18 protein-coding genes are annotated in these 17,698 nt (G+C 30.3%); 14 read left to right on the forward strand and 4 right to left on the reverse strand.

Annotated elements, in window-relative coordinates; translation table 11 throughout:
- Positions 1–7 precede the first annotated feature (7 nt).
- The 13 genes from FIA58_RS10910 (at position 8) to FIA58_RS10970 (ending at position 11,770) form a co-directional block, all read left to right on the forward strand.
- Positions 8–868: a glycoside hydrolase family 25 protein gene (locus FIA58_RS10910; protein WP_165928904.1), complete on the forward strand. Its 861-nt coding sequence runs from the start codon at positions 8–10 to the stop codon at positions 866–868.
- A gap of 44 nt (positions 869–912) precedes the next feature.
- Entirely contained in the window at positions 913–1,806 is an 894-nt protein-coding gene (locus FIA58_RS10915; RefSeq protein WP_140962512.1) for a MerR family transcriptional regulator, read from the forward strand.
- 45 nt (positions 1,807–1,851) lie between these two features.
- Positions 1,852–3,318: a phytoene desaturase family protein gene (locus tag FIA58_RS10920; RefSeq protein WP_140962513.1), complete on the forward strand. Its 1,467-nt coding sequence runs from the start codon at positions 1,852–1,854 to the stop codon at positions 3,316–3,318.
- Between the two features lie 75 nt (positions 3,319–3,393).
- Entirely contained in the window at positions 3,394–4,233 is an 840-nt protein-coding gene (locus tag FIA58_RS10925; RefSeq protein ID WP_140962514.1) for a phytoene/squalene synthase family protein, read from the forward strand.
- Entirely contained in the window at positions 4,233–4,682 is a 450-nt protein-coding gene (locus FIA58_RS10930) for a sterol desaturase family protein (RefSeq protein ID WP_140962515.1), read from the forward strand. The genes FIA58_RS10925 and FIA58_RS10930 overlap by 1 nt, the downstream gene beginning before the upstream one ends.
- A gap of 184 nt (positions 4,683–4,866) precedes the next feature.
- Positions 4,867–5,205: a DUF202 domain-containing protein gene (locus FIA58_RS10935; RefSeq protein WP_140962516.1), complete on the forward strand. Its 339-nt coding sequence runs from the start codon at positions 4,867–4,869 to the stop codon at positions 5,203–5,205.
- 423 nt (positions 5,206–5,628) lie between these two features.
- Positions 5,629–6,459 (forward strand): carboxypeptidase-like regulatory domain-containing protein, encoded by an 831-nt coding sequence (locus FIA58_RS10940; protein WP_140962517.1) that lies wholly within the window; start codon positions 5,629–5,631, stop codon positions 6,457–6,459.
- 159 nt (positions 6,460–6,618) lie between these two features.
- Complete coding sequence (locus tag FIA58_RS10945) at positions 6,619–7,056, forward strand: SMI1/KNR4 family protein (protein ID WP_140962518.1); 438 nt, start codon at positions 6,619–6,621, stop codon at positions 7,054–7,056.
- A 185-nt stretch (positions 7,057–7,241) separates the two neighbouring features.
- On the forward strand, positions 7,242–8,306 hold the full coding sequence (locus FIA58_RS10950; RefSeq protein WP_140962519.1) for a ligand-binding sensor domain-containing protein: 1,065 nt from the start codon (positions 7,242–7,244) through the stop codon (positions 8,304–8,306).
- Between the two features lie 143 nt (positions 8,307–8,449).
- Positions 8,450–9,244 (forward strand): DUF3108 domain-containing protein, encoded by a 795-nt coding sequence (locus tag FIA58_RS10955; RefSeq protein WP_140962520.1) that lies wholly within the window; start codon positions 8,450–8,452, stop codon positions 9,242–9,244.
- 143 nt (positions 9,245–9,387) lie between these two features.
- The gene (locus tag FIA58_RS10960) at positions 9,388–10,146 is read left to right on the forward strand and encodes a hypothetical protein (protein ID WP_140962521.1); all 759 of its coding nucleotides are present in this window, start codon (positions 9,388–9,390) and stop codon (positions 10,144–10,146) included.
- A gap of 198 nt (positions 10,147–10,344) precedes the next feature.
- The gene (locus FIA58_RS10965) at positions 10,345–11,016 is read left to right on the forward strand and encodes a VOC family protein (protein WP_140962522.1); all 672 of its coding nucleotides are present in this window, start codon (positions 10,345–10,347) and stop codon (positions 11,014–11,016) included.
- A 286-nt stretch (positions 11,017–11,302) separates the two neighbouring features.
- Positions 11,303–11,770 (forward strand): DinB family protein, encoded by a 468-nt coding sequence (locus FIA58_RS10970; protein ID WP_140962523.1) that lies wholly within the window; start codon positions 11,303–11,305, stop codon positions 11,768–11,770.
- Between the two features lie 449 nt (positions 11,771–12,219).
- Here FIA58_RS10970 and lptB read toward each other — a convergent pair whose 3' ends face one another.
- The 4 genes from lptB to FIA58_RS10990 all read right to left on the reverse strand — a co-directional run bounded on the left by lptB (position 12,220) and on the right by FIA58_RS10990 (position 15,381).
- The gene (lptB, locus tag FIA58_RS10975) at positions 12,220–13,020 is read right to left on the reverse strand and encodes an LPS export ABC transporter ATP-binding protein (RefSeq protein ID WP_140962524.1); all 801 of its coding nucleotides are present in this window, start codon (positions 13,018–13,020) and stop codon (positions 12,220–12,222) included.
- Positions 13,021–13,241: 221 nt separating this feature from the next.
- Positions 13,242–13,586: a carboxymuconolactone decarboxylase family protein gene (locus FIA58_RS10980; RefSeq protein ID WP_140962525.1), complete on the reverse strand. Its 345-nt coding sequence runs from the start codon at positions 13,584–13,586 to the stop codon at positions 13,242–13,244.
- Positions 13,587–13,591: 5 nt separating this feature from the next.
- The gene (tatC, locus tag FIA58_RS10985; RefSeq protein WP_140962526.1) at positions 13,592–14,416 is read right to left on the reverse strand and encodes a twin-arginine translocase subunit TatC; all 825 of its coding nucleotides are present in this window, start codon (positions 14,414–14,416) and stop codon (positions 13,592–13,594) included.
- Positions 14,416–15,381 carry a KpsF/GutQ family sugar-phosphate isomerase gene (locus FIA58_RS10990; RefSeq protein ID WP_243754670.1) on the reverse strand — a complete coding sequence of 322 codons (966 nt, stop codon included), beginning with the start codon at positions 15,379–15,381 and terminating at the stop codon, positions 14,416–14,418. Before FIA58_RS10990 ends, tatC begins: the two co-directional genes overlap by 1 nt.
- 86 nt (positions 15,382–15,467) lie before the next feature.
- Here FIA58_RS10990 and recQ point away from each other — a divergent pair, with 86 nt between their 5' ends.
- On the forward strand, positions 15,468–17,663 hold the full coding sequence (recQ, locus tag FIA58_RS10995) for a DNA helicase RecQ (protein WP_140962528.1): 2,196 nt from the start codon (positions 15,468–15,470) through the stop codon (positions 17,661–17,663).
- The last annotated feature ends 35 nt before the right edge of the window (positions 17,664–17,698 follow it).

Raw genomic sequence — 17,698 nt, forward strand, 5'->3', positions numbered from 1 at the left:
TATCAAAGTGTCTTCAAAAAAGAATTATGTTACTCAAAAAAAGAGAATCAAAAAGAAAAAAGGAGGATCTTTTGGAAAGATAGTTTTTTATTCTTTTTTTTTCTTGATTCTTGTTACTCTTGGTTTTGGGGTTTATCAATTTAAGGATGGAGTTTTGTATTATCTTGGTTTTAAAACAAATAAAAACGTTGATGAATTATCAAAAGAAGATCGAAAAATTGCTGATATTAGGATATATGAAGTACTGAGTGAACATAAAGATTGTCTTTTTGGGTTAGATGTTTCGGAATATCAAGGTGAAATAGAATGGGATAAATTAGGTAAAATAGAAGACACTTTTGTATTGTCATTTGTTTTTATTCGTGCTACAGCAGGAAAGGATAAAATAGATTCTAAATTTAATTACAACTGGAAAGAAGCTAAAAAAAACGACATCATTAGAGGAGCTTATCATTATTACAGACCTAATGAAAACTCTATTCTTCAAGCTGATAACTTTATAAAAACAGTTCGTTTAACTAAAGGTGATTTTCCTCCTGTTTTGGATATTGAAAAATTACCTAAATCGCAATCCTTAGATAGTTTGAAAGTTGGCCTAAAAAGATGGCTCACTAGAGTTGAACAACACTACAAAATAAAACCTATCATCTATTCTGGTGAAAGTTATTACAACGATTTTTTAAAAAGAGAATTTTCAGATTACCCTTTTTGGATAGCCAATTATAATATTTGGAAAAAAAAGCCAGAAAAAGAATGGTTACTGTGGCAATTTACTGAAAAAGCGAAGGTTGAAGGAGTTATTGGAATGGTTGATTTGAATGTTTTTAATGGTGATTTTGTTAAATTTATAGATACAACTAAACCATAAGTCAAAAAATAGTTTTATATTTGTTTAACGAATTTTAAAAAACGATGAACAATATTAAGACCTCATTTAGTGTAAAAGACCTTGAAAACCTTTCAGGAATTAAGGCTCATACTATAAGAATATGGGAAAAACGCTATTCTATCTTTTCTCCTGATAGGAATGAAAATAATATAAGATCGTATGATTCAGAAGATTTATTGAAGCTACTTAATATCACTTTTCTGAATAATTTTGGATATAAAATCTCAAAAATTTCCTCTTTGTCCGATGAAGATATGAATAGTTTAGTGAAACAGATATATTCGGATAAAAACAGTTCTTCTTTAGCAATATCATCGCTTAAATACGCGATGTTCAATTTCGATACAAAATTATTTCATGAAACTTATGATAAGTTAATAGAAATAAAGTCTTTTGAAGAAATTTTTTATGAAGTTTTTATTCCATTACTAGATGAAATAGGAATGCTTTGGCAAACTTCTACTTTAAAGCCTATTCATGAACACTTTATAAGTTCTTTAATTAAACAAAAATTATATTCTGCTATAGAACAAACTCATCAAAAAAATAATTATTGTAGGAAAAAAGTTTTTGTATTGTATTTACCAATGCATGAAATTCATGAATTAGGATTGGTTTTTGTTAATTACCTTCTTCTTAATAAAGGATACAATACATTATATTTAGGAGAAAGTGTTCCTATGAAAGACTTAGAGGATATGAAAACTTATTTTGATGAAGTTCATTTTATATCATACTTTACTGTTCAGCCTTTAGCAGATGATGTTGATGCCTATTTGAATGAATTTCAAGAAACCCTTTTGGAAAATACTACAAATAAGTTTTATGTTTTAGGAAAACAAATTGAACATGTGGCTAATAAGTATGAAGGGATAACTTTTTACTCAGGTATTCAAAGTTTAGTGCTAAGTCTATAAAAAATAGAGCACAAATTATTTACTATATTTATATAAATATTAATAATGGATAAAAAAATTATTGTCATTGGTTCTGGATTTGCATCCTTGTCAGCCGCTTGTTATTTAGCGAAAGCAGGAAATAAAGTTACAGTTTTTGAAAAGAATGCATCTGTAGGAGGTAGGGCAAGAAGGCTTTCGAAAGAGGGCTTCCATTTTGATATTGGACCAACATGGTATTGGATGCCTGGTGTTTTTGAAAAGTTTTTTGGCGATTTTGGTAAAAAAGTTGCTGATTATTATGATCTGGAAAAATTATCACCAGCATATGATGTTTATTTTGAAGGGAATGAAAAAGTTACTATTTCTGATAACTTAGACGATATAGCAGCTACTTTTGAGAAAATTGAAAAGGGAAGTGAAAAGAAATTACGTTCTTTTATTAAAGAAGCACAAGATAATTATGCCATTGCTGTTGATAAAATGGTTTATAAACCAGGAGATTCTCCATTAGAATTAGTAACAACAGAAACAATTGCTAGAGTAGGACAGTTTTTTTCTACTATAAGCCAAGAAGTTAGGAAAAGATTTAAAAATCCAAAGTTGGTTAAGATTTTAGAGTTTCCAGTTTTGTTTTTGGGAGCAAAACCATCCGATACTCCTTCTTTTTATAGTTTTATGAATTTTGCCGATTTTGGATTGGGAACTTGGCATCCCAAAAAAGGAATGTTTTCAGTTGTAGAAGCTATGAAAGACTTAGCAATAGAACTAGGTGTAGAAATTATAACTAATGCTACAATTTCAAAAATTTTAGTTGAAAATAAAAAAACAGTTGGAGTTACGGTTAATGGTAAAATTGAATATGCAGATATAGTAGTTAGTGGAGCTGATTATCATCACTCTGAACAATTATTAGATGAACAGCATAGAATGTATTCGGAAAAATATTGGGACAAAAAAATATTTGCACCTTCTTCCTTACTGTTTTATGTTGGTTTTGATAAAAAACTAGAAAATGTATCCCATCACACGTTGTTTTTTGACACACCATTTGAGCCTCATGCAAGAGAAATATACGATACAAAAGAATGGCCTAAAGAACCTTTGTATTATGCTAGTTTTCCTTCTAAAACGGATTCATTTTTTGCTCCTGAAGGGAAAGAAGCGGCTACTTTTTTAATACCAATTGCTCCAGGTTTAGAAGATACAGAAATCATTAGAAAAAAATATTTTGATATTCTTATAGAAAGATTGGAAAAATCGACTCAACAATCTCTAAAACAAAACATTATATTTGTGGAATCGTATTGTGTGAATGATTTTGTTAAAGACTATAATTCCTATAAAGGAAATGCTTATGGGCTTGCTAATATTTTAACACAAACGGCATTCTTAAGACCCAAAATAAAAAGTAGAAAAGTTCGAAATTTATTTTTTACAGGACAGTTAACCGTTCCTGGACCAGGTGTTCCTCCTTCTCTCATTTCAGGGAAAATTGTAAGTGAAAAAATTATAAAGGAATTTTCAATATGAAATTGCTACATTTTTTTTAAAAACAAAATCAATAATAAGGAGTTTTCTATTTTAAAACAAACAAAATTTAACCATATGAAAGCATTATTCGACCAAGCATCTATTGAATGCAGTAAAATAATAACAAAGAAGTACAGTACTTCTTTTTCCTTGGCCATTAAAATGTTAGCTCCAGAAATTCAAGATGAAATTTATGCCATTTATGGTTTTGTGCGTTGTGCTGATGAAATAGTTGATACTTTTGATGGTTATGAGCAAGAAGTTTTGTTAGATGAATTTCAAGCTGAATATGAAAAAGCATTAGAACGAAAAATAAGTTTAAATCCAGTTTTAAATGCCTTTCAACGTGTAGTTCATGAATATGGATTACATGATTTGGTAGCTCCCTTTATGAAAAGCATGCGAATGGATTTAACTAAAAAGGAATACAATTCCATTGAAGAATACGAAGCATATATTTATGGTTCTGCTGATGTAGTTGGGCTAATGTGTTTGAAAGTGTTTGTAAAAGGAGATGATACAAAATATAATGAACTAAAGGAAAGTGCCATGAAATTAGGTTCAGCCTTTCAAAAAGTGAATTTTTTAAGAGACTTGCAACACGATTATGAAACATTAGGTCGTGTTTATTTTCCAGGGATTAATTTTTCTTCGTTAACGAATGCCAATAAAGAACAAATAGTTGCAGAAATTAACGCTGATTTTGAAGCCGCTTTTAAAGGAGTTTTAAGATTACCAGCTGAAGCTAAATTTGGAGTCTACACAGCATATCGTTACTATAAAAGTTTAATGAAAAAGATTAATAAAACGCAACCAGAAGAATTTTTAAGCAAACGCATTAGTGTGTCAAATCCTTTAAAATTAGTAATTTTGGGAAAATCTTACGTTCGTTATCAATTAAATATTATCGCATAATGTCTATTCTATTATATATTTTAGTTACTATAGGAACTTTTTTAGTTATGGAAGGAGTTACGTGGTTGACTCATAAATTTGTCATGCATGGATTTTTATGGTATTTACATGAAGATCATCACCAACCTAAATATCAAGGGATTTTTGAAAAAAACGATGCCTTTTTTGTCATTTTTGCTGTGCCAAGTATTGCTCTATTCTATTTTGGAATAAATCCAGAATTAAATTACCTGTTTTTTATAGGTTTAGGAATATTGTTTTATGGAATGGCCTATTTTTTAATTCATGATGTGTTAATTCACCAACGTTTTAAATGGTTTAAAAACACCAAGAACAAATATTTAGTAGGTTTAAGAAAAGCACACAAAATACACCACAAACATTTAGGAAAAGAACATGGAGAATGTTTTGGAATGTTATATGTCCCTTTTAAATATTTCTCAATGTAAATCTTTTGAATTTTATACAGTAGTATGTTGAAAAATCCTTTCGGGGATTTTTTTATATTTGAATGTCCTAAAGAATGAATATTTTTCAATTCAAGGTAAAAGGAGTTAGAAAATAGGCTTCATTATTTTAAATTTATTAAGTAGGAACTTGATAAAATGAATCACTTAAAAATTGAAATGACAAATGAAAAATAGAATTAAAAAATTAATCAAATTTACAAATGACTATGAAAAAAAAGAAAACATCATTCTACGAGATCATTTGTCGATGGAGCGTACAAAACTAGCTAATGAAAGGACATTTTTGTCTTATATCAGAACGTCTCTTTATCTCATACTTGGTGGAATTGCCTTTTTAGGGATGCAAGATTTAGAAGAAATTAAGTGGTTAGGCTATTTTTCTCTAACACTTTCTATGATTGTTCTTTTCATTGGAATTACTCGTTTTTTTCAACTTAAAAGACATCTAAAAGAAATGTATAGACCCATTCCAACTTCGGAAGACACCATTAATGAAGCGTAAATGCTTAACAATGTAATTTCAATTATAGTACAAAAAAGTAGATAAAACTGAAGACTTCATAGAGATCAATACTTCGGATTATTATACCAATGTATATTCAAGCAATATAATTCCAAGACCTTTTTTGTTTACCTGTAATTATAGTTTTTGTAGCATAAAGTGAGCTAATACCAATATGGTATTTAAATTCTAATCCCTAAGATGATTTTTTCGTTTAAGGGATTTTTAATTTTTAAGACATAAAACGTTTTCAGATGGAAAGAATATCTAATGATTTATAATGAATTATTTAATATATTTGAAAATTAATAAATGTGGTATTTGTCAGACATATCTCCCTAAAACAGGTTGGCTTTGTATGATTTTATGAGACATATACACAAGTTGTGTGCTATTTTAGAGCGACAGAAAACTTAAAGAAAGATGAAAAATATATTTATATTAATTTCATCTTCAATGACATTATTTAATGTTCATTGTCAAACTATTAAAGACACGCTTTTTAATGAAGTCTATATAATTAAGACTGAAAACATAATAAAAAATGATAACGCCTTATTTATTGATATCGCTATTGAAACTAAAAAAACACCTGTTGTTTTAATGAGTTCTGACAGAAATGTATCAGCAAAATTATTCTGTGATAGCAGAATATTTTTACCTGAACAAAACAAATTCATTTTAATAACGCCTGATTGGGAATTTATAAAAGAAATTCGTGAAATAGAGAAACGAGAAGGAATACATATAAAAGCAGAAAAACACAAATTCTATTATATTGAGCGAAACATTACTGACTGCAAAATAGATAGTTTAAGTAGAAGTATTCACGATGTTAGAAATCCAATAACATTGAATTACAAAGAAGTGAAAAATGTAATTTCAGAAAAAAGCACAAAAAAAATTAGAGGATTTATTTTGGACAACGCAGAATATACAAAAACTAAAGTTCCTATTGTTGGTGCAGTGATTGAAGTAAAAGCGACAGAAAGGAAAACATATACTGACCAAGATGGTAAATTTGAAATTGAAGCAAAAAAAGGTGATACATTAATTGTTTCAGGATTTGGTATTAAAACAGTCGAAATTTTAATTACCAAAAAGGAATGTTATAAAGTTGATTTAAACAGTAATATGTATGAACCACTTATGGGCGGAAAACACGGACGAAAATATAAACGACAACAAAGAAAAATTGAAAGAAGTATGGAACTAAAAATAAAAAATGGTTTTTACGATTGTCCAATTGAATAAAAAACAGCACACAACAATATATATATAAAATAGGCGGGAGAGTCATCAAAACAAGGTTTTTAGCTCGTATCAAGCTTTATTCTTAACCGATAGTTTAGTGCTTCGAATCGCCTACTTTTCATATACTAGACGTTGTGCATAATTTAACCAAAACGCAAAATGCCATTTCCAATAGACGAAAAATATATAAAAGAAACGGAATCTGAATTGAATGTAGAATTTCCAACTGAATTTAAAAACCGAATGATAAAATCTAATGGTGGGGAATTAGTAACGGACGAATTTGAATTTGAACTTCATCCTTTTTTTGACAAATCTGACCGAAAAAGAATAAGTCGGACTTGTAATCACATTGGACTTGAAACGAAAAACGCGCGCGAATGGAATGGATTTCCTGAAAATGGAATCGCAATCGGTTCTGACGGATTTGGAAATAAATTAATCTTGACTCATAATGGAAATGGAAATCTGACTGACGAACTATATTTCTGGAATCACGAGACAAGAAAAACAGAAAAAATAGCAGAATCGATTAATAAACTTTACACTGATAAAAGCTCATTGTGGGGAAAAATAAAATCAAAATTTAATAAATAAAAACTATGCACAACACAGTATATAAAAAATTGCTAGTTTTATACTAAACCAAAGTTAGTTGCTCTTTTGCTAGCTTCTGATTTTCCTTCGGAAAATCCTCGCATACAAAACCGCAACGTTCCTTACACATAAACGTTAGCTGTAACCTAAACAAACCAAGAACCAATAGGAAAATATATGAAATTATGAAATTAATCTTACCAAAATATTTTACAATTGTTGGCTTGATATTTATTTTATCTTCTTGTAATGGACAGGTCAAGCAAAAGAAAATTGAAGATAGTATAACGACAGGAAAAATAGAAAACCCAAATGGAAATGTTTATTGCGGTTTTTTAGATAAAGACGACAATCTTTGGTTTGGAACTACCAACGATGGTGTTTATAAATTTGACGGTTCAAATTTTGTTCATTTTAAAGAAAAAGACGGGCTTTCTAACAATAAAATATCTTGTATTTATCAAGTTGATAATGGCGATTTATGGTTTGGAACAGCAAACGGAGTTTCCATTTTTAATGGAACAAAGTTTACGTATTTAGAAATTCCAGAATATAAAATCTCAACCGATTGGCTTAAAAAATCATATCCGATGGTCAATCCAAATGAAGTACAATCTATTGTTCAAGATAAAAATGGAATGTATTGGATAGGAACAAACGGAGCTGGAGCATATCGTTACGATGGCAAATCATTCACGAACCACTTATCAGAAATTGGCGATACTATGCCTGATGGACTTTATCACAACGTTATTCAAAGCATTACAGAAGATAATTACGGAAACTTATGGTTCGCCTCAATGTCTCACGGTGGAGCTAACAAATTTGACGGGAAAACTTTCACTCAATATATGCCGAAAGATGGACTAAGTGACGACCAAATAAGGATAATTATTGTTGACAGTAAGGGAGTTATTTGGTTTGGTTTCAATGGTAATAGAGAAAGTGGCTTAACTTCCTTTAACGGAAATTCATTTCAAACCTTTACAGAGAAAGACAGCCTTTGCACCAAAAATGTCAGAGCAATTTATGAAGACATACAGGGTAATTTATGGGTTGGTGGAATGCAAGGATTTTGTGTCTATAACGGAAAAGAATTTACTCGATTTGTTGATAATAAAAATGTTACTTACGAACGGATAATCTTTATAGTCGGAGATAAAGATGACAACATTTGGTTTGGTGGAACAAATGGATTTTGGAAATATGACGGAGAAGTAGTTACTGATATGACAAGGAAGAATAAATAAAAGGCTAACTTAACCTATATAAAAATAATAGCGGTTTTGGTGCTTAAAGTAAAGATAAATAATAAAATTAAGGTCTATTATAAACCGAAAAGTTAGTGTGTAAAATCCGCTACTTTTCATATACAAGACCGTTACCACCAATTATGAAAAACAGATTCTTAATTATAATATTATTAGTTTCAAATTTAGTTTTGGGACAGCAGTATGACGGATTACATATTGAAAAAAGTAAGATTGACAAGAATAATAGCATCTACACTCTAGGGAAAGAATTTGTTTTTAACATTAAGATTACCGAAAACGATTCTATCTTTTTTATAAAAGAAAATAATTCAGACAATTTTAAACTTTCCAATGAAATTGATTCTCTTAAAATCTCTGAAATTCATTTGACTGTAATTAAACCAAGAATGTTTCAAAGAACGAACAAAAATCAAACTGAAGTCTATTATAGTTATGAACCCAACCCTACAACAATATCTTCTACTGGAATTGTCGAAAACGATGAAAACATATGGGTTCATCCACCAAGAAATGGATTTTTTAAATCATTGGAAACTTGCCCTTTTCCATACATCAAACTAAATGAACCTATTGGTTACAAATGGACTGACAGTATGAGTATTGGAAATCATTGGGCGGATGAGAAATGGGGATTGTGGAGCGATAGATTGCTATTGAATTACGAATATAAAATTAGTGGAAAAGAAAAAATTCAAACTAAAATTGGGGAATTAGAATGTATAGTTATTAGCGCTATTGCAACATCTAACATAGGAGAATCTAAACTTAAATCTTACTTTTCTTATGATTATGGGTTTGTAAAATTAGAATACACCTTATTTACAGGAATGGAAATTGAATTAAATATTGCGCAGATAATAAACGGACCTATTTTAAGGGATGGAAAAGAATTTTTTGAAAATAAGTATAAATAACTGGTGGTAACACCATGTATAAGTTATGGCTAGGTCTGTGCTTTTTGGAAAATCCTCGCAGATTTTCTATTACGTTTTCATTTACTAAATTAGATGCTTAAACACGCCACAACTCATACACATTAACGTAGGTAACCATAAAAATGAGACGACTACAGTACATAATTCCAATTCTATTTGCTTCTTGTGGACAGACAAGTAACAATGCTCAAGAACAAACTTTTGAAGCAAGCAAGAAACAAGTGGAATCATCTGAAAAATCTTTTGAAAACGGAACAGTCACATTTAAAGAACATGACGGTATAGCCGTTCTGATTGGAGACAAAATTGATATTTTGAATAATGAACTTCAAGAAGAGACGACTCTAAATGAAAGTTCTATCGTAGAAATTGTCGGTATTTCAGAAAGTCAGTATCAAAAAACAGATGATTATTGTGATGCATTTCGATATGTGAAAATTAAGACTGACTCACAAAATGGAATAATTGACGGACGAAATGTTTACCAATTAACTGAATCTAAACAAGACACTTCATTTAATTACAAGGATAAAAAATTTGACTTTATGACTACGTCTTTCTATGGAATAGGTGTGGCTGACGATGATGGACTGACATTTTGTAGTAAGTACTATGAACCCATTGTATTAAATGAAAGCGGATCTAATCAACCAAAACTCATTGAGATTATAAAAAACGATTTTTCAAAAGAAGCTTCTTGGAGTGACGACTTCAAATATTTCGAGTTAATGGCAAATGATGGTGCTTATGACAAGATTAAAATGATTGAGCAAACTGAAAACGGGGTCGTATTGACGATAAAGAGGGAATTTCAAGAAGGTTGGAATGAGTTTCAAGTTCAATTCACACTTTCGAAACAACTTATAAAGCAGAATATTTGAACTATGGAGAAATAGAATATTAAAAATATGAATGCCAACACAGCCTATAGTTTATGGCGGGTGAACGGCTGCTAGCAAGGTTTTTGCTCCGTAGCTAGCTTTAGTTTTGGTGGCCAGAAAAGTGCTTCGAAATCACCTACTTTTCATATACTAACCGTTACCTGAAAGCATAGGGAACGATTGAACAAACAATAGACAATGGAAATATTAGAAATAGAAATACAGACAGACGACCTTGTAGAAACAGAAACCTTTTATTCTGATGTTTTGGGACTGCAGTTGGTAAGAAAGAGACAAAACTCAATTTCATTTTTAGCTGGGCATTCAACCTTGACTTTTATAAAATCAAATAAATTAAATCCGAAATACCATTTTGCATTTAATATTCCAAACAACAAACTTGACGAAGCAATAATCTGGGCAAGAACAAAACTTAACTTAATAGAAAATGCCGACAATGAAATAGTAGCAAACTTTGAAAGTTGGAATGCAAGAGCAATTTATTTTTACGACAATAACAAAAATATTTTGGAATTCATTGCTCGTTTTGACATTGATAACTCAACAGATAAACCCTTTAATATTTCATCCATTCAATCTATAAGTGAAATTGGAATAGTAACGGATGCACCAATTAAACTTGCAGACAAATTAGTTGAGGATTATAATCTAAACTACTTTTCAAAAGGTGCTAAAAGTGAAAGTTTTGCTAGTATTGGTGACGACAATGGACTGTTTATTATTGTAAAAACAAACAGAAACTGGTTTCCGACAGAACAGAAATCTGAAAAACATTTTACAAGAATAAGAATAGCAACTAACGGTTTAACGAAAATAATCACTATGACCGAAGAGAATACCAGCAGGTAACAGCAGTGACTGTTGCACAATCAATAAAAGAATGTAATTCATAGTTTTTAATTATTTTAAAAAACCAAAGTGATTAATATTCAGTTATTTATGTATTTATTGAAATCATAAATTGGTATTTAAATAAAACTATTAGTTATGCAACAAGCACAGCTGATTGGCAATATTGTGAATTTTGTGGTAAATTGCACGTTTACGTTTCGGAAAATTAATAAATATTTGATAATACAAACTAAAGGCAAAACGTTGACTGTAATGTGAAACTAAATTCTCGAAAAGAAAGAAAATGAACCAATCTGAACTCATAATTTTAAATTTTACAGAAATAAGGAGAAGAAGTATAAAACTTTGGAATGGACTACCTGAGAAATATTATAATTGGAAACCTGATGGAAAAGCAATGAGTGCGTCAGAAATGATAAGACACGTTTTGGAGGCTGATTATGGTTGGAATATTATTATTAATCAAGGAAATATGACAAATTATAAAACACCTTGGGAAAACCGACCATTTATAAATCTAAAAGATGAACTTGAATTTGCTGAGCCTTTTAGAAAAACATTTTTAGAAAGTATTCGACAATTTTCGGATAAGGAATTAAACGAAACCGAAATTGTTCACCCAGGAAATGGTGATAAGAAAATCCTTGCAAAATATTTGTTACGGATTGGATATCACGAATCTGTTCACGCAGGACAATTCCTGTCGTATTTAAGAGCCATGAATATTGATAGACCAAAAATATGGGATTGAAAAAAAACACTACAGCCAACATTGTAGCTGTTGTACAACCTCTCTTTAAGACTAGATTTTTAAAATGATTTATAAAAATAAGATAGCTTAAAAAAAGCTATTTTTAACTCATATAATTGCGTTTTTAAAAAAACATGTAATTTTCCTTGTTGTATAGTTAAAACTTGAGCTATTACTTTTTACAATGGACTCCATGTCTCAGCCACGTATAAAGTCCGAAGCTTCGGACTCCTGACCTTGAAGATTAATTATTTTGGGACTTTGTTTAGTGTTTATAAAGATTAAAGTTCTATTTTAGCCCCGAGTGTAGCAAGTTACCTTGTAACGCGGAAAGCGGGTGGAATTTTCTACTGAAAAGTTGTTGTGGTGCTCCTAATTATTTAAATACAGGCAAACTTCTTAAGTCAAAAAAAAAAAAGAGAACTCAACTAGTTCTCTTTTCTTATTCCTTATTTTTGTTCTTCTTTTAAAAGTTCGCCTTTTCCATGGATGATAGTGGTTTTTGGAGCTTCAAAATCGATTTTTTTCTTTCTCAATTCGAAGTTTTGCCCTAGATAGACACGTCTTACCACTTCGTCTTCTGCTAATTCTTCAGGTTTTCCCGCTTTTAGAATACCTCCTTCAAACATCAAATAGGTTTTATCAGTAATCGCTAAGGTTTCTTGTACGTTGTGATCGGTAATTAAAATACCAATGTTTTTGTTTTTTAATTGGGCTACAATTCTTTGAATGTCTTCTACTGCAACTGGGTCAACACCAGCGAAAGGTTCGTCTAATAAAATAAACTTTGGATCCGTTGCTAAAGCTCTTGCAATTTCGGTACGTCTTCTTTCTCCTCCAGAAAGTAAATCTCCTCTGTTGGTGCGAATGTGTTCCAAAGCAAATTCGGCAATTAGTTCCTCCATTTTAGCTTCTTGTTCGGCTTTAGTAAGAGAGGTTAGTTGCAATACACTTAAAATATTATCTTCAATACTTAGTTTTCTAAAAACAGAAGCTTCTTGAGCTAGGTAGCCAATTCCGTTTTGTGCTCGTTTGTACATTGGAAAATTAGTAATATCCATATCGTCTAGATAAATATTACCACTATTGGGTTTTACCAATCCTACAATCATGTAAAAAGAAGTTGTTTTTCCAGCACCATTTGGACCTAGTAAACCCACAATTTCTCCTTGGTTCACTTCAACAGAAATGCCTTTTACAACACTTCTTTTTTTATAGGTCTTTACTAAATTTTCTGCTCTTAATTTCATTTTGATAATGTGTCAATTAGACAATTAGCCAATTTGTCGATTAGTGAATTTGTTAATTATACAAAACTTTAAATTCACCAATAGGTTTGTAAAAATATAAAATTTAAATGGAGTTCAAATTTTATTGTTATTTGATTAACAGTTTTTGTAATGTATAAATGTAATAATTGTCAATTTTTAATCGGTATATTACCACATTGTCACATTGGTACATTGCTATATTAATTGTTTTCTAAAGCCTCCCAAAACTCATAAGCTCTTCTTAAATGAGGAATTACTATAGTTCCACCAACTAAAGTGGCAATTCCCATGGCTTCCATCATTTCTTCTTTGGTGATGCCTTCTTTGTGAGAAGTTTCTAAATGGTATTTGATGCAATCGTCACAACGTAAAACCGCTGAGGCTACTAAGCCTAAAAGTTCCTTGGTTTTAACATCTAAAGCACCTGGCATATAAGCATTGGTGTCAACATTGAAAATTCTTTTGATTACTTTGTTGTTATCAGCCAATAATTTCTCATTCATTTTGGCACGATATGCGTTGAATTCTTCTACTAAATTAGACATAAATATTATTTTGTTAAATCGGTTGTGGTAATTTGTTTTTTCATAACAGCAGCACTTATAAAAATACTAATTTCATATAACAACATAATTGGAATAGTAACAATAACCTGACTCAATACATCTGGAGGTGTTATAATTGCTGATAAAATTAAGATGATTACTAAGGTGTATTTTCTATATTTTCTCAAAAATTCTGGGGTTACCAATCCTATTTTGGTTAGAAAATAAATAATAATTGGTAGTTCAAATAATAAGCCACTTGCTATAGTTGAAGTTTTTATTAAACTAATATAAGAGGAAATATCTATTGAATTATTAATTTCTGAACTTACAATATAACTAGCAAAAAATTGAACAGATAAAGGAGCTATTAGGTAATAGCCAAATAAGACACCTGTAAAAAATAAAAGCGATGAAATGATGATAAAAGCAGAAGCATATTTCTTTTCATTATCATACAAAGCTGGACTAATGAATTTCCAAATTTCCCATAATAGAAAAGGAAATGATACTATAAAACCAACAGTAATAGAAGTCCACATATGAATAGAAAACTGTCCGCCCATTTCTCTGTTTTGAATGGGTAAATTAATTTCTGATACACATAGACTTTTGTCTAAACCAAATTGTTGTGAAAGTTCACAAAAAAAGTGATAGGTAACAAAATTTGGATTTTTAGGTCCAAAAAGAATTTGGTCAAAAATAAAGTCACTAAAGAAAAAAGCAATTGCAGAACAAGCTAATATAGCAATTGTACCTCTTATTAACAACCATCTTAACTCTTCAAGATGATCTAAAAACGACATTTCTCCTAAATTTTTCTTAGCCATTATACAATTCCTTCTTTTAAAATATCATGTAAATGTAATATTCCTTTGTATGTTCCTTCATCTGAAACTACTAATTGTGTAATAGCATTGTTTTCTAAAATGCTCAGTGCATCTGAAACCAAGATGGAAGAATTGATGTTTTTTGGGTTTTTAGTCATAATATCTTTTGCTTGTAAATGTGTAAAAGTATCATTTGTATTTAACATTCTTCTAATATCGCCATCAGTAATTATTCCTATGATGCTTTCATTATCGATAACAGCTGTTACACCTAATCTTTTTTCAGATATTTCCATGATAACTTTTTTAATGCTAGCATCTGGAGCTACTTGTGGTGTGTGTGTGGTGTCTAACATGTCTTTTACACGAAGTAATAATTTTTTGCCTAAAGCACCACCTGGATGGTAAAGGGCGAAATCTTCACTTTTAAAATTGCGTAATTCCATTAGAGCTACAGCTAATGCATCTCCTAATACTAATTGAGCTGTTGTACTATTTGTTGGCGCTAAATTATTTGGACAAGCTTCGCTTTCTACATAAGCATGTAAAATATAATGTGATTCTTTTCCTAAAAACGAATTTATATCTGCTGTCATTCCAATTAAAGTATTTCCAAAACGCTTTAATAAAGGGACTAAAACTTTTATTTCAGGACTATTACCACTTTTAGAAATGCAAATAATAACATCTTCAGGTAAAACCATACCTAAATCTCCATGAACTGCTTCAGCTGCATGAAGAAAAACAGAAGGTGTTCCTGTTGAATTTAAAGTAGCTACAATTTTTTGAGCAATAATAGCGCTTTTTCCTATACCTGTAATAACTAATCTTCCTTTAGAATTTAAAATTGCTTCTGTCGCTTTTGCAAAGTCTTCAGTAATATGTTCAATTAAATTAGCAATGCTCTTACTTTCAGTTAAAATAGTGTTTTTTACTGAATTTAAAATGGTTGTTGTTGTGTCCAAAGTATTAAATAGATTAATGTTTTGTTTTTTTAAAGAAAATTGTATCTTTATGTTTGCAAATTTAGGTAAAATCATATTAATAGAGAATGAAACCAAACGAAATTGATTTACACAAAGAATTAAAAAAATATTTCGGGTTTAACCAATTCAAAGGACTTCAAGAACAAGTTGTTAATAGTATTATTTACGGAAATAATACTTTTGTAATTATGCCTACGGGTGGAGGAAAATCACTATGCTATCAACTTCCTGCGCTAGTTTTAGAGGGTACAGCTATTGTTGTATCTCCACTTATAGCCTTAATGAAGAATCAAGTTGATGCCATTCGTGGTATAAGTTCAGAATCGGGAATTGCCCATGTATTAAACTCTTCATTAACAAAAACGGAAATAAATACTGTAAAAAGTGATATTACTTCTGGTTTGACAAAATTGTTATATGTAGCTCCAGAATCATTAACCAAAGATGAATACATTCAATTTTTAAAGGGCGTTAAGTTGTCCTTTGTAGCCATAGATGAGGCGCATTGTATTTCAGAATGGGGTCATGACTTTAGGCCTGAATATAGAAATTTAAGATCAATTATAAAGCAATTAGGTGATATTCCTATTATTGGTTTAACCGCTACAGCAACTCCAAAAGTACAAGAGGATATTCTGAAAAATTTAGATATGCCTAAAGCTAATGCTTTTAAAGCTTCTTTTAATAGACCCAATCTATATTATGAAGTGCGTCCAAAAACGAAAAACATTGAAGGTGATATTATTCGATTTATAAAACAGAATAAAGGGAAATCGGGTGTTATTTATTGTTTGAGCAGAAAAAAAGTAGAAGAAATTGCACAATTACTACAAGTTAATGGAGTTAGTGCAGTTCCTTATCATGCTGGTTTAGATGCTAAAACAAGAGCCAAACATCAAGACATGTTTTTAATGGAAGATGTAGATGTTGTGGTGGCAACTATTGCATTTGGTATGGGAATTGACAAACCTGATGTTCGATTTGTTATTCATCATGATATTCCAAAATCATTGGAGAGTTATTATCAAGAAACAGGTAGGGCAGGTAGAGATGGAGGAGAAGGTCATTGTTTGGCTTACTATTCTTATAAAGATATTGAGAAACTTGAAAAATTTATGGCAGGAAAGCCATTGGCTGAACAAGAAATTGGTTATGCTTTATTACAAGAAGTAGTTGCTTATGCTGAAACTTCTATGTCTAGAAGAAAATATTTGTTGCATTATTTTGGAGAAGAATTTGATTCTGAAATAGGTGAAGGAGCCGATATGGATGATAATGTAAGAAATCCAAAGAATAAAGTAGAAGCCCAAGAACAAGTTGAATTACTTTTAAAGGTTATAAAAGATACTAAAGAACAATTCAAATCTAAGGAAATAATTTTTGCCTTAACAGGTAAACTTAATGCGGTGATTAAAGCACATAAAATTGATGTTCAACCTCTGTTTGGAAAAGGAAATCAGTTTGATGATAGATATTGGATGGCTTTAATAAGACAAGTTCTAGTAGCAGGAATGATTCAAAAAGATATTGAAACCTATGGTGTTGTAAAATTAACCCAAAAAGGAGAAGATTTTATTAGAAAACCACATAGTTTTATGATGTCTGAAGATCATGAATATAGTGAAGCAGAAGATGAAAATATTGTTGCAGCTGCAAAATCATCTGGAACAGCAGATGAAGCATTAATGAGTATGCTTAAAGATTTACGTAAGAAAGTAGCTAAAAAATTAAGTGTTCCTCCTTTCGTCGTTTTTCAAGATCCTTCCCTAGAAGATATGGCTTTAAAATATCCTATTTCAGTTGAAGAATTAGGTAATATTCATGGAGTTGGTGAAGGTAAGGCTAAAAAATATGGTAAAGATTTTGTTGATTTAATCGCAAGATATGTTGATGATAATGATATTATTCGTCCAGATGATTTGGTAGTAAAGTCTACAGGAGCAAATTCTGGATTAAAATTGTATATTATTCAAAATGTGGATAGAAAGTTAGCATTAGATGATATTGCAAAAGCTAAAGGTCTAGATATGGATGGTTTGTTAAAGGAAATGGAACAAATTGTTTACTCTGGGACAAAATTAAATATAAAGTACTGGGTAGATGATATTCTTGATGAAGACCAGCAAGAAGAAATTCATGATTATTTTATGGAATCTGAATCGGATAATATAAAAGATGCTTTAAAGGAATTTGATGGAGATTATGATACAGAAGAATTAAGATTAATGCGTATTAAATTTATAAGTGAAGTAGCAAATTAAAAGAAATTAATAAAATATTAAAGCCTCAATATTAC

Origin of the sequence: Flavobacterium jejuense (genome assembly GCF_006491595.2) — a bacterium.
GTDB lineage: Bacteria > Bacteroidota > Bacteroidia > Flavobacteriales > Flavobacteriaceae > Flavobacterium > Flavobacterium jejuense.